The sequence below is a fragment of the Acinetobacter sp. RG5 genome, from assembly GCF_031844265.1.
Taxonomy (GTDB): domain Bacteria; phylum Pseudomonadota; class Gammaproteobacteria; order Pseudomonadales; family Moraxellaceae; genus Acinetobacter.
On the sequence record NZ_JAUZUV010000011.1, the window covers coordinates 15,504 to 29,228 of the forward strand.

The following is a 13,725-nucleotide window of genomic DNA, read 5'->3' on the forward strand; positions in this document are numbered from 1 at the left end:
TTAAGCTATAAGCTCAACAGTGAGTCGAGGCATGGAGATGGACATGGCAGAACAAGATAGCAACCGCTTATATGAGCAGCAGGTGCAGATTGGCGGTATGACCTGTGCCTCCTGTGTCGCTCGCGTGGAAAAAGCCTTGAAAAAAATTGAAGGTGTAGACGAGGCATCTGTCAATCTGTCGACTGAAAAAGCCTTTATCAAAAGCCGGCAGCCGATTGCTGCCGCTGCGCTGGTTCAAGCAATTGAAAAATCCGGTTTTGATGTGCCGATGCAGCAGTTTGATTTGAACATTGAAGGCATGACCTGTGCATCCTGTGTGGCTCGCGTAGAAAAAGCCCTAAAAAAAGTGGAAGGCGTGTTGGATGCACAAGTGAATCTGGCCACTGAAAAGGCGCATGTGAGTGCGATCAATTCTGTGCCATTGTCCAAGCTGACTCAAGCCGTGCAAAAAGCCGGTTTTGATATTCAGAGCGATCGCATTGAACTGGCTATTGAAGGCATGACTTGCGCTTCATGTGTGGCACGTGTGGAAAAAGCTTTAATGAAAGTAGAAGGTGTCAGCGAAGCACAGGTCAATCTGGCCACCGAAACTGCCTGGGTGAAAGCCTCGCATGCCCAGATTCCGGCCTTGATTGCTGAGGTGGAGAAAGCCGGTTATCAGGCCACCATAAAATCTGGTAGGGATATGTCGACAGATAGCCATGATGCTTTTCAGGAAAAGAAAGCCAATGAAACGGCACAACTGAAACGAGATTTATGGCTTGCAGTCATTCTGACAGCGCCTGTATTTATTCTGGAAATGGGCTCGCATCTGATTCCGGCATTTCATCATTTTATTGCCCATACGCTGGGAACCCAGAACAGCTGGTATCTGCAGTTTGTGCTGACCACTTTGGTGCTGATGATTCCGGGACGGCGTTTTTATCAGCATGGGATTCCGGCATTATTACGTCTGGCACCAGATATGAATTCTCTGGTCGCAGTCGGAACCATTGCAGCTTACGGATTTTCCTGTATTGCGACCTTTTTTCCGGAGCTGTTACCGCAGTCCACTGTGCATGTGTATTTTGAAGCGGCCGCCGTTATTGTCGCGCTGATTTTACTGGGGCGTTATCTGGAAGCCAAAGCCAAAGGTAAAACCTCGGAAGCGATTCAGTATCTGGTGGGCTTGCAACCGAAAACGGCCCGGGTAGAACAGAATGATCACTGGGTTGATCTGGCAATTTCCGATGTGCAACAAGGAATGTTGATTGAAATCCGTCCGGGTGAAAAAGTCGCTGTCGATGGTGAAGTCGTTACCGGACAAAGTTATATTGATGAAGCGATGATTAGCGGTGAGCCTTTACCCGTGGCCAAACAGGCCGGTGATCAGGTGGTCGGCGGTACGGTAAACCAGAACGGAACCTTGCAAATCAAGGCGACTAAGGTCGGCCAAGATTCGGTACTGGCGCAGATTATTCAGATGGTAGAACAGGCGCAAGGCTCAAAACTGCCAATTCAGGCGGTGGTCGATAAAGTGACTTTATGGTTTGTGCCGGCTGTTATGGCACTGGCGGCCTTAACCTTTATGGTCTGGTTCCTGTTTGGGCCTGAGCCGAATCTGACCTACGCATTGGTAAATGCAGTCGCCGTACTGATTATTGCTTGTCCATGTGCGATGGGACTGGCGACTCCTACTTCAATTATGGTCGGCACTGGCCGTGCAGCAGAACTGGGCGTGTTGTTCCGTAAGGGTGAAGCTTTACAGTTACTGCAGCAAACCAAAGTCGTCGCGCTGGATAAAACCGGAACCTTAACTGAGGGAAAACCGCTGCTGACCGACTTTGAAGTCACTGCAGATTTTAATCAGCAGACCGTATTACAGCTCGTCGCTTCAGTGGAGGCCAAGTCAGAACATCCGATTGCCCACGCCATTGTTCAGGCTGCTCGTGAGCAAGAACTGGAACTGAGTAAAGTGACCGATTTTGATTCGATCACTGGTGCAGGGGTAAAAGCACAGGTTGCTGGTCAGCAGCTGCATATCGGTGCAGAACGTCTGATGCAGGACTTGGGCTTAAATGTCGATCTGTTTAGAGCCACTGCACAAAAGCTCGGTGATCAGGGTCGTAGTCCTTTATATGTAGCGATTAATCAGAAACTGGCTGCGATTATTGCAGTAGCCGATCCGATTAAACCAACTACTTATAGCGCGATTCAGGCCTTGCATGACCAAGGTCTTAAAGTGGCGATGATTACTGGTGATCATCAGCATACCGCGCAGGCGATCGCCAAACAGTTGAAAATCGATCAGGTGATTGCGGAAGTTTTGCCGCATGAAAAAGTCGATGCAGTACGACAACTCCAGCAGCAATACGGCGTGCTCACTTTTGTTGGGGATGGAATCAATGATGCACCGGCATTGGCCCAGGCCGATGTCGGTATGGCGATTGGAACCGGTACCGATGTCGCGATTGAAGCAGCCGATGTGGTGTTGATGTCAGGCAATTTACAGCATGTGGCTACAGGCATTGGTTTAAGTCAGGCGACCATGCGCAATATTAAACAGAACCTGTTTTGGGCCTTTGTCTACAATATTGCCTTAATTCCGATTGCCGCGGGTGTGCTTTATCCATTTTGGGGTATATTGTTATCGCCAATGTTTGCCGCAGGTGCGATGGCGTTGTCCTCCGTGTTTGTCGTCAGCAATGCCTTGAGATTAAAAGCCTATCAACCGGTGCAGTTTAAGGAGTCAGTATGATGAATATTGGTCAGGCGGCAAAACGTTCTGGCATCTCTGCGAAAATGATTCGTTATTATGAAGACATTGGTTTGTTGCCGGCTCCGAAACGCAGTGATACAGGTTATCGGGTTTATAGTGATGCGGATATTAAAATCTTAAGTTTTATCCAGCATGCACGTGAACTGGGATTTTCTTCAGAGCAGATGAAAGAGTTACTCGGCCTGTGGTTGAACAGCTCACGCCAGAGTAGTGAGGTCAAACAGCTGGCACAAAAACATATCCAGTTTTTACAACAGAAAATTGCCGATATGCAGCATATGCTATTAATTTTACAGCAATCGGTTGAGCAGTGTGCCGGCAATGAACAGTCTGATTGCCAGATTTTAAAACAGATTGAACAGGGTGTCGGAACTGAACAGCACTGACATGCGCTGTATTCACATCAATTTTTAAACCGATCCTATGGAGCTAAACATGAAATTCCGTATTGAAAATATGACTTGTGGTGGCTGCGCGCGCAGTGTCACGGCTACGATTAAAGATCTGGATGAAAATGCCACTGTGAATATTGATGTGGCGACTAAGCTAGTTGAAGTTGAATCGACAGTCAGTGAGTCTGAGATTGTGGCAGCTTTAACCGAAGATGGTTTCCCGCCTGTGGCAGCCTGATCATTGTTGAGTTAGATCGCGAAAGTGATCTTATGAACTCATACAACCAAATAAAAAAATCCCTGATCGAATCAGGCATTTTTTTATTATAGTGATTATACCGATGAGATTTTATCTGGCGTCATGAGTGCCTGATTAATATAAAGTTTAATTAAACGTTCACGTGACCCAATTGCTTTTTGGTAATTGGTCGAATTTAATAACAGCGAAGCGCCATAGGTGACTGTCCAGATATAAGATAAATAATCGCGAATCGACATGGCACTTTCTAGAGCCACCAGATAATCATGGGTGATGTCTTTAATCCGGATAATCCGTTCTTCACGAATACGATAAAGCTCCTGAAATAACTCTTTCAGATTTTTTTCGTTATTGGTTAAACGTTCTTCAATGACATGCAACAGGATGGTTCGGTTTGAATTGAGCATGTGATAAAGCATATATTGTGAAACATAATTTTTAATATCGTTATTATGCTTTTTTGATATTTCTAGAATTCTTTTTTCATTCAGAATAATCAGTTCTAAATATAACTGGTTCTTGCTTTTAAAATGTTTGTAGATGGTTCCTTTTGCGATGTCCAGTTCACTGGCCAGCTCACTCAGGGTAATGTCCTGATTATTATCCAGTAGCAGGTTTTCCGCCATGCTGAGGATCTTCTCTTTACGAAGAAGGAAGTTCTGCTGTCTTACAGTCGTCATCTTCTTGGTCCATACTTTTCGAAAAAGAACTTTTCAAGAATATGCAATTTTGCACGCGATGGCTATAAAACTAAGGTCGTGATATTTATCTCATTTTGTATATTTATGCAGCAACTGCTGACAAATAAAAATAGCGATGCTAAGCAGACAGAAATATTGTCAAGAAAACTGAACCCTAGAGATCAACTTTGCTAAATAAAATTCCATTTTCAGTATAATTATTTTATTGTTTCAGCGCACGAAGCTAAATCCTTCGACTGTTTTAAGCTCATATTTATCAGGGTTTAGTACGGAAAGTAGATCAATATTAAGCTGGCATATTCAGTCACTCATACTGAACATGAAGACGTGATTCTTAAGGCAACTTTATGAATCTAGATATAGATTTAATACTGCAAGAATTGGATATCACAATTTTAAAATCGCCTGTTTGGATTCTAATGAAAATTAGAAAATATTTGGCAACAGGATTGAGTATCACCCTTTAAGGAATTTAAAAATGCCGATTTATAATGCGCCTCTAAAAGACATGGAATTTATTTTAAATGATGTATTCCAAGCTGAACAATTTTGGCAAGGTAATGAAAATCTTGCACATTTAGATATGGCGACGGCAAATGCAATTCTGGAAGAGATGGCCAAATTTTCCAAGAATGTCATTCTTGACCTGAATCGTCCTGCTGATGAAGAAGGTGGTGCTCAGTTTAACAATGGTGTGGTGACGACACCCAAAGGTTTTAAAGAAGCTTTCAGACAGTTTGCCGAAGGTGGCTGGGTCGGTCTGGGTGCTCCTGAAGAATGGGGCGGGCAAAACATGCCGAAGATGCTCACGGTTTTGGCCGATGAAATGATCTGGAGCACCAATCCATCTTTCATGCTTTACCCGCTATTAACGGTGGGTGCAGGTATGGCGATCAATGACCATGCCTCACAGGAACAGAAAGAAACCTATTTACCAAAATTCTATACGGGTGAATGGTCGGGCACTATGTGTCTGACCGAACCACATTCCGGTACAGATCTTGGCATTATCAAGACCAAAGCTGAACCGAATGAGGATGGTTCCTTCAACATTACTGGCACCAAAATTTTTATTACCAGCGGTGAGCATGACCTGAGTGACAATATCATTCATCTGGTGCTGGCAAAAACTCCAAATGCACCAGCAGGCTCACGTGGTATTTCATTATTTATTGTGCCGAAATTCCTGGTCAATGCCGATGGTTCGCTCGGTGAACGTAATGCAGTCGCTGCCGGTTCGATCGAACATAAAATGGGAATTAAAGGCTCGGCGACCTGCGTCATGAACTTTGACGGTGCCAAGGGCTATATGGTCGGTAATGAAAATGAAGGTCTGGCCGGCATGTTCGTGATGATGAACTACGAACGTTTATCTATGGGGATTCAGGGCATTGGTGCAGCAGAATTTGCCTACCAGAATGCAGCACAATATGCGACGGATCGTTTACAGGGCCGTGCATCAACTGGTGCAAAATCGCCAGAAAAACCAGCCGATTCGATTCTGGTGCATGGCGATGTACGCCGTATGCTGCTCAATGTACGAGCCAACAATGAAGCTTCGCGTGCGTTTGCAGTGTATGTGGGTCAACAACTGGATATTACCAAATACTCAACCAACCCTGAAGCCGTGCGTAAAGCGACTGACCGTGTGGCCTTGTTGACGCCAATCGCCAAAGCTTACTTAACCGACAAAGCACTGGATTCTGCACTGGAAGCACAAATGTGCTTCGGTGGTCATGGCTATATCCGTGAATGGGGCATGGAACAGTGTATTCGTGACCTGCGTATTTCACAGATTTATGAAGGCACCAATGGCGTGCAGGCGATTGACCTGATTGGGCGTAAAACCACCAAATGTAATGGTTCTTATATCGCGGAATATATTGCTGAAATCCGTGAATTTGCACAAAGTCTAGATGATTCATTGACGATTAAAACGGTGACATTAGAGACCTGTCAGCAACTCGAAGACATCACCAGATTCATCGTCGAGCAGTCTAGACTGAATCCTGATTTCGCTAACGCGATTGCTGTCGATTATCTGCATGCGGTTGGGCTGCTCAGCTTTGTCTATATGTATGCGCGAATTAGCAAAGCCGCTGCAGCCAAAGACGACAGCTACTTCCAGAATAAACTGGTACTGGGCAATTACTATGTGGCCAAAGTACTTCCGGATTTGAGTGCACGAATCCAACGTATTCAAGCCGGTGCGGAACTGGTGATGCAGTTGCCTGAAGACTATTTTACCGCACAGGCTTAACCCGCAATGATTGCGAAGGACCAGCCCTACAGCGCTTTGGCTATGTAGGGTTGATAACAATGATGAAAAAGGATGAAACTAAAATGATCGTAATTGTAGATGCAGTACGTACCGCGATGGGCGGTTTTCAAGGTTCATTGTCAAGCTGTACCGCGCCGGATTTGGGTGCTGTGGCAATTAAAGAAGTGGTGGCGCGTGCAGGTCTGTCGGCCAATGATATTGATGAAGTGATTATGGGCTGCGTTCTTCCTGCCGGTTTAAAACAGGGTCCGGCACGTCAGGCCATGCGTCAGGCGGGTCTACCGGATTCCACCGGGGCGACCACGATTAATAAAATTTGTGGTTCAGGCATGAAGGCGGTGATGCAGGCAGCAGACGCAATCAAGGCCGGTTCAGCAGAAATCGTGGTGGCAGGTGGGATGGAATCCATGTCGAATGCGCCATATTTAATGGACAAGGCACGTGCCGGATTCCGTATGGGGCATGGAAAGGTCATTGATCATATGTTCCAGGAAGGTCTGGAAGATGCTGAAACAGGTCTGTCGATGGGGATTTTGGCTCAGGAAATGGCAGATAAAAAGGGCTATACCCGTGAGCAGCAGGATGCTTATGCGATTGGCTCATTAAATAAAGCCGTGACGGCGGTGCAGCAAGGTTTCTTTAAAGATGAAATCGTACCGGTCACTGTCAGTAGCCGTAAAGGTGATGTGGTAGTAGAGCAGGATGAACAACCTTTAAATGCCAAGGCTGACAAAATTCCAACTCTGCGTCCAGCGTTCAAAAAAGACGGCACCATTACTGCGGCAAATGCCAGTTCAATTTCAGATGGTGCTTCAGCACTTGTGATTACCTCTAGTGAAATTGCTGCGCAGCGTAATTTAAAACCCCTTGCTAATATTTTAGCGTATGCCAGCCATTCGCAGCATCCGTCAGAATTTACTATTGCACCTGTTGGTGCGATTGAAAAAGTCCTGAAAAAAACCGGTTGGGATGCTCAGGAGGTTGACCTTTGGGAAATCAACGAAGCGTTCGCCATGGTCACTATGTTAGCCATTGATGGCTTTAAACTTGATCCAGCAAAAGTGAACATTAATGGTGGTGCTTGTGCGCTTGGTCATCCATTGGGTTCTTCTGGCTCTCGTATTATTGTGACCTTGATTCATGCCTTAAAACGTACGGGCGGCAAGAAAGGGATTGCGTCCTTATGTATCGGTGGTGGGGAAGCGACTGCGATTGCTGTGGAACTGGTTTAAGCCCATCTTAAATCGTATATTCAGGTAGCAAACTAAATACTGATTCATTCAAAAGTTGCTGCTCTTGGTTCGCCAAGAGCAGGGATTTTTTAAATCATATTAATTTTTAAAATACACAATAAAATCCATATTTTCAGACTTTGCTGATCCCATTCCATCAATAGTTTTACTATAAAAATTACTTTTTAAATTATTTAAAAACTTTTTCCAGCACATGCCGGTGAATAAATCGTAACTTGTCTTTAACCGCTTCGCTCAGCTTGAACGGGTAGGCATCTTCCAGGCCCATACAACGGTTTAAAGCATTCAGATTAAAGGTCAAGGTGACCCAATTTTCCAGAATATGTTCAAAATCCTGTCCACCAATCGGGCATTCTTTAAAATCCATGCTGGCCAGATAGCTGCCATTTCCTTCAACACGCATACCACCATAGTAGGCAGTTTCCAGTGTTTCCATCATATGCAGATAATGCGCCCAGGTTTCTGCCCAGTCTTCCCAAGGGTGGGCGGTAGCATAAGCACTGATATACTTTTCCTGCCAGTTGATTGGCGCGCCTTCATTATAGTGGCGTTCAAGTGCCTTGCCGTAATCTTGCCGCTCATTGCCAAAATACTGACGAAATTCATCTAGCAATTCCGGATGCATATGTTGCATGAGCGCAAAATAATAATGGCCGCTTTCATGACGAAAATGGCCCAATAAAGTCCGGTAGTTTTCACCCATATTTACACGTGTAGTTTCACGATAAACCACATCGGCTTCAATGGCATTTAGGGTAATGACCCCATTGGCATGACCAATTAAAACAGGCTTATCTTCTTGGGGCAGGAGAAAATCAAAACGCAGACCAAATGGATCATCTTCAGACTTTTTAGGGCGTGGCATCATGTTCATGCGCTGGGCCAAATACAGGAATCGACGTTTGGCTTCTTCCAGTCGAAACCAGTAAATCAGGTTCTCAGAATTTTCCAGATCAGGAATGACATGGGTCAACTGACAGGATTCACAAAATTCCTCATCTTCATCGCTAGGAATCATCCAATTGCATACTTGATAATGAACGTAATTGTGGCAGGGTTTATAACTGGCATGCTGGTAGTTCTTGGCGATTGGAACCCATCGCTCAGCGCTCTGTTTTTCAAATGCGCACAACTCTTTTTCCGAAGCGATATAACCGATCGGTGACAGACAGTGATCACAAACTGATTTGTAAAAAAACAGCTGTTGCTTGCAGACGGCACATTCAAAATGTTTCATTAAACTCCCTGTAGGGAAGCGAACGACCTAAAATTTTTATGTTCGATGAACAACAAGAAAGGTTCAGAATGCCTACCTAAATTTCTTCCTGATAAAGAAACATCATAAAAATTTCATTGAAAATTCTATATGGATGAATTGTAAATATAGGCTGCTTGATATTAAATGAAACATCAATTGAATCTTTTTTAATAAAAAAGTGTAGTTAAATAAGGTTTTATATAAATAGATTTTTTAAATAGAGTGAGTTGCCGTCTTAAAATACGGACAAGGCGTATTGAAGAATATTACCGAATATTCCGACTGGTTTTTAAATTTGGGGGAAGCCCATTCAAGAACAGCTAAAGCAGCTAACTTTTAATAAAAATAACTTTTTAATGTATACAACTTAATAAAGAGAAATTTAAAAAAACATGAAAATTAGAAAAGCCAATCTTCAGGATACTCGTGCCATTGTCGATGCGATTGCGCCCTTTGTCGATGCCGTGATCAGTTCAGAAGAGGGGCGCCAGCGCTTTCAGCCTGAGATGATCCAGACCATTTTCGAGCGTCCGGACATTCATTATTTTGTGGCAGAAATTGACCATCAGGTGATAGGCGTCGTGGCTTATATGGAACCTGCACACTTCATGCATTTTTTCCTGAACCAAGTCTATCAGGGGCAGGGTTATGGCCGGCAAATGTGGCACTTTTTAGAAAGCGAGATCCGCCGTCAAGGCCATTCAATTATTACGGTAAAATCCAGTCTTTATGCCTTGGATATTTACAAGCGCTTTGGTTTTGTGGAAACAGGACAATATACGGAAGAACATGGAATCCGTTTTATCCCGATGTGAAAGGATTATCCGGATTTTTAAGAGAAAAATAAAATTGTTTTTTCCGCTGGAATCTTTCCAAATTAAGGCAAACTTTCTGCTATCGGCCTGCATCCTATTTTTAATTAGTCAGTCCTTTTGTTAAGGCATAGAATTAATTCACTTTTGTAGTAATAGCGATCAGTAGATGGCATTCAGCTGGATTTTTTTTACTTTAATGGCTGCATTTATGCAGGCTTGGCGTAATGCCTTTCAAAAACAGCTTAGCACCACGGTTGATGTGTGGGGAGTCACCCTGGCACGCTTTATTTTTGGATTGCCATTTGCTGCGCTGTACCTGAGCAGCCTGTATTATTTCAAGCCGGTTGAAAGTGTGGCTCACTTCACCCCAAAGTTTTGGATCTATGTAGTAATTGCGGGTTGCAGTCAGATTTTAGCTACGGCACTGATGGTGCAACTGTTCAAGCAAAAAAATTATGCCGTTGGAGTGGGGTTGGCGAAAAGCGAAGCCATTTTAGCCGCCATTATCGGCGTGACCTTTTTAGCGGATCATTTGTCATTTTTGGCCTGGATTGGTGTGGCGCTGGGCGGATATGCGGTATTTTTATTGAGTAAAGGCCAACAGGTCAGTGGGTTTTCAGCCAGAACACTGGCTATTGGCATCGGAAGCGGTTTAAGTTTTGCCATTACCTCACTACTGGTACGCGAAGCCAGTTTAGAATTAACCACTTTACCAACCTTGCATCGTGCGGCCTGGGTGTTGTTAATGGTGATCAGTTTTCAGTGTATTAGTATGCTGATTTACCTCAGCCTATTCAGTCGCCAGACTTTAGTGGCCATGTGGCAGCGTCTGGGCTTAACTTTTAAAGTCAGTGTGTGCAGTTTTATGGCATCGCTGGGCTGGTTTACTGCCATGAGCATGATGAGTGTGCCGGTGGTCAAAACCTTAGGACAAATTGAGATTCTGTTTAGTATGCTGATTTCGGCATATTTCTTTAAAGAAAAACTTGCACGTACCGAGCATTGGGGTCTGGGCTTAGTAGCGATTGCAGCGATTTTAGTGATCTGGGCCTGATGTAGAACCAGTTTTTTAAATCTAAGCATAAAAAAGCCACTGATCAACAGTGGCTTTTTCTTTGCATTTATTGTTTAAGCAGCAATAAATTTCTGAACCGCCTGATTAAAGGCTTCTGGTTGTTCCATATTGGAAATGTGCGAGGCATTGATTTCAAACAACTGGCTTTGTGCAATTTCAGCTTGCATGGCTTGACCATCTGCAACAGTCGTTACGGGGTCTTGCTGACCGGCCACAATCAGTACCGGCACTGAAATCGTTTTGATCTGTTCACGTAAATCCGCCTTAGCCAAAGCTTCGCAACAACTTGCATAACCTTCCGGGCTGCCAGCTCCAAGGTCGTTTGAAAGTTCTGCAACTGTCGCTGCGTTGCTTTGGATAAAGGGTTCGGTAAACCAGCGTGATGCTGCAGTTGATGCAATCGGTGCCAGACCTTGTTCACGCACCAACGCGGCACGTTCCAGCCAGGCTTGTTCCTGACCAATCTTGGCAGCAGTATTGCAAATAATCACGTGGCTAAAACGTTCAGGCTTGTTAATCGCTAACCATTGACCGGTTAAACCGCCCATCGAGATACCACAGAAAGCGGCTTTCTGGATGTTCAGGTGATCCAGCAGATTCACTACATCCTGTCCTAGCTGGTCCAAGCTATACGGACCTTGTGGTGCAGAGGAAGCGCCATGACCACGAGTGTCATAACACACAACAAAATAATCTTGCTGGAAAAATTCAATTTGTGGTTGCCACATGCTGAATTTAGTGCCCAATGAGTTAGAAAAAACCAGGGCAGGTTTGCTGGCATCACCAAAGGTCTGGTAATTGATCTGGGCATCGTTGGATGTAAATGTTGGCATTGAAATCCCTCCCGACCTCCCTTTAAAAAGGGAGGAGGTTTATCTTTTTAATAGGTTGTTAGACGCGTTCAATAATCAAAGCGATGCCTTGACCGACACCAATACACATTGAACAAAGACCGTATTTACCGCCAGTTTGTTCCAGCTGGTTGAGTGCGGTTGTGACTAAGCGTGCGCCAGATGCACCAAGTGGATGACCTAAGGCAATCGCACCGCCATTTGGATTGACTTTCTCTGAACCGTCTTCGATACCCAAGTCACGCGTACAAGCCAAAGCTTGTGCTGCAAAGGCTTCATTCAACTCGATCACGTCCATCTGTTCAATAGTCAAACCTGTTTGTGCCAACAGTTTCTTGATGGCAGGTGCAGGACCGAAGCCCATGATGCGTGGTTCAACACCAACGACGGTTGAACCAATAATTTTGGCACGTGGTTTCAAGCCGTGTTGAGCAACCGCTTCGTCAGATGCAATTAATAGGGCAGCCGCACCATCGTTAATACCAGAAGCATTACCCGCCGTTACTGTACCGTCTGCTTTCACCACAGGTTTCAGTTTTGCCAGAGCTTCTGCTGTGGTTGAAGCACGTGGATGTTCATCAGTATCCACAACCACCGGATCGCCTTTACGCTGTGGAATCACTACAGGAATAATTTCATTGGCAAAGAAACCATTGGCCTGCGCTGCTGCGGTACGTTGCTGGCTGGTCAGGGCAAACTTGTCCTGGTCTTCACGGTTGATGTTGAACTGTTCCGCCAGATTTTCAGCCGTTTGCGGCATGGTTTCTACGCCGTACATTTCTTTCAGTTTCGGATTGATAAAACGCCAGCCCATGGTGGTGTCTTCAATCTTCTGGCTACGGCCATACGCCGTTTCTGACTTGCCCATGACAAATGGCGCACGCGACATGCTTTCTACACCGCCGGCAATAATCAGATTGGCTTCACCGGCTTTAATCGCCCGTGCTGCCATTGCGACTGCATCCAGCGATGAACCACACAGACGGTTCACGGTCGTTGCTGGAACCTGATAAGGCAGGCCTGCAAGCAGCGAAGACATGCGACCGACGTTACGGTTATCTTCACCGGCCTGGTTGGCACAGCCATAAATCACATCATCAATCTGTTCCCAGTTCACTGATGGATTGCGTTCCATTAAAGCTTTGATTGGAAGTGCACCCAGGTCATCGGCACGAACAGGCGCCAGACCACCGGCATAACGGCCGAATGGGGTACGGATGGCATCGATAATATATGCGTTTTTCATTGTGTATTTGCTCACATAATTAAAAGAAGAAAACTCCTCCCTTTTTAAAGGGAGGTTGGGAGGGATTTAATGAAGTAGTTTTATTCCTCAAATCCTCCCTAAATCCCTCCTGAACATGTTTTAAAGCACTGCTTTTAAAACTAAGTGCAAGAAAGAAGGGACTTCCCCTTAATTTGATTGAGTCACATCAATCAGTTTGGCACCAGTCATTGACTGCAATTCTTCAAATGACAGACCTTCAACTTTCTCAATCACTTTCATCCCTTCAGGCGTGACATCAATCACGCAAAGGTCGGTATAGATACGGTCAACACATTTCAGGCCAGTAGCCGGATAAGACAGTTCAGCCACGATTTTTGGCTCGCCTTTTTTGGTCACGTGGTCAGTGGTGATAAAGACTTTTTTCGCACCCACAGCCAGATCCATTGCACCGCCGACTGCTGGAATCGCATCCGGTGCACCGGTATGCCAGTTGGCCAGATCACCATTTTCAGCGACCTGGAACGCACCTAATACTGCGATGTCTAAATGACCGCCACGCATCATCGCGAAAGAGTCACCATGATGGAAGAAAGAACCACCTTCAAGTAAAGTTACGAATTCTTTACCGGCATTGATCAGTTCAGGATCGCGGTCTTCTTCAGCAGGAGGAGGACCGAAAGCCAACAGGCCATTTTCAGAATGCAGGAATACGTCTTTATCGCTTGGCAGGTAGCTTGAAATCTTGGTCGGTAAACCAATACCGAGGTTTACATAGGCACCATCAGGAATGTCTTGTGCCACACGTTCAGCGATCTGGTCACGGGTCAGTTTGCTATAGCTCATTATTTATCTCC

Annotated in this window: 12 protein-coding genes; 7 read left to right on the plus strand and 5 right to left on the minus strand. The window is 45.0% G+C overall.

What is annotated here, in order from left to right; all coding sequences use genetic code 11:
* The first annotated feature begins 37 nt into the window (after positions 1-37).
* Genes Q9R21_RS10405 through Q9R21_RS10415 form a run of 3 tightly spaced genes read left to right on the plus strand, consistent with a single transcriptional unit; the run spans position 38 to position 3,388 of the window.
* Positions 38-2,737 carry a heavy metal translocating P-type ATPase gene (locus Q9R21_RS10405; RefSeq protein WP_311204421.1) on the plus strand — a complete coding sequence of 900 codons (2,700 nt, stop codon included), beginning with the start codon at positions 38-40 and terminating at the stop codon, positions 2,735-2,737.
* The gene (gene cueR / locus Q9R21_RS10410; RefSeq protein WP_034436442.1) at positions 2,737-3,144 is read left to right on the plus strand and encodes a Cu(I)-responsive transcriptional regulator; all 408 of its coding nucleotides are present in this window, start codon (positions 2,737-2,739) and stop codon (positions 3,142-3,144) included. The genes Q9R21_RS10405 and cueR overlap by 1 nt, the downstream gene beginning before the upstream one ends.
* A gap of 49 nt (positions 3,145-3,193) precedes the next feature.
* Positions 3,194-3,388: a heavy-metal-associated domain-containing protein gene (locus tag Q9R21_RS10415; RefSeq protein WP_005100179.1), complete on the plus strand. Its 195-nt coding sequence runs from the start codon at positions 3,194-3,196 to the stop codon at positions 3,386-3,388.
* 95 nt (positions 3,389-3,483) lie between these two features.
* Here Q9R21_RS10415 and Q9R21_RS10420 read toward each other — a convergent pair whose 3' ends face one another.
* The gene (locus Q9R21_RS10420; RefSeq protein WP_071850556.1) at positions 3,484-4,089 is read right to left on the minus strand and encodes a TetR/AcrR family transcriptional regulator; all 606 of its coding nucleotides are present in this window, start codon (positions 4,087-4,089) and stop codon (positions 3,484-3,486) included.
* 499 nt (positions 4,090-4,588) lie between these two features.
* On the opposite strand from Q9R21_RS10420, the gene Q9R21_RS10425 reads away from it, so the two are divergent.
* Entirely contained in the window at positions 4,589-6,370 is a 1,782-nt protein-coding gene (locus Q9R21_RS10425) for an acyl-CoA dehydrogenase C-terminal domain-containing protein (protein ID WP_311204422.1), read from the plus strand.
* Positions 6,371-6,453: 83 nt separating this feature from the next.
* Positions 6,454-7,623 carry a thiolase family protein gene (locus Q9R21_RS10430; protein ID WP_311204423.1) on the plus strand — a complete coding sequence of 390 codons (1,170 nt, stop codon included), beginning with the start codon at positions 6,454-6,456 and terminating at the stop codon, positions 7,621-7,623.
* Positions 7,624-7,813: 190 nt separating this feature from the next.
* Here Q9R21_RS10430 and Q9R21_RS10435 read toward each other — a convergent pair whose 3' ends face one another.
* Positions 7,814-8,881, minus strand: coding sequence for a putative zinc-binding metallopeptidase (locus Q9R21_RS10435; RefSeq protein WP_311204424.1), 1,068 nt, complete (start codon positions 8,879-8,881; stop codon positions 7,814-7,816).
* Between the two features lie 413 nt (positions 8,882-9,294).
* Between Q9R21_RS10435 and Q9R21_RS10440 the strand changes: the two genes are divergently transcribed.
* Both Q9R21_RS10440 and Q9R21_RS10445 read left to right on the plus strand, forming a co-directional pair.
* A complete protein-coding gene (locus Q9R21_RS10440) occupies positions 9,295-9,717 on the plus strand; it encodes a GNAT family N-acetyltransferase (RefSeq protein ID WP_311204425.1) in 423 nt (140 codons plus the stop codon).
* A gap of 166 nt (positions 9,718-9,883) precedes the next feature.
* Positions 9,884-10,771, plus strand: coding sequence for a DMT family transporter (locus Q9R21_RS10445; protein ID WP_311204426.1), 888 nt, complete (start codon positions 9,884-9,886; stop codon positions 10,769-10,771).
* A 74-nt stretch (positions 10,772-10,845) separates the two neighbouring features.
* Here the strand turns inward: Q9R21_RS10445 and pcaD are convergent, their stop codons facing one another.
* The 3 genes from pcaD to Q9R21_RS10460 form a co-directional block, all read right to left on the minus strand.
* The gene (gene pcaD / locus Q9R21_RS10450; RefSeq protein WP_311204427.1) at positions 10,846-11,625 is read right to left on the minus strand and encodes a 3-oxoadipate enol-lactonase; all 780 of its coding nucleotides are present in this window, start codon (positions 11,623-11,625) and stop codon (positions 10,846-10,848) included.
* Between the two features lie 58 nt (positions 11,626-11,683).
* Positions 11,684-12,889, minus strand: a complete 1,206-nt coding sequence (gene pcaF, locus Q9R21_RS10455) for a 3-oxoadipyl-CoA thiolase (RefSeq protein WP_311204428.1) — start codon at positions 12,887-12,889, stop codon at positions 11,684-11,686.
* Between the two features lie 168 nt (positions 12,890-13,057).
* Complete coding sequence (locus Q9R21_RS10460; protein ID WP_311204429.1) at positions 13,058-13,714, minus strand: 3-oxoacid CoA-transferase subunit B; 657 nt, start codon at positions 13,712-13,714, stop codon at positions 13,058-13,060.
* Positions 13,715-13,725 lie beyond the last annotated feature (11 nt).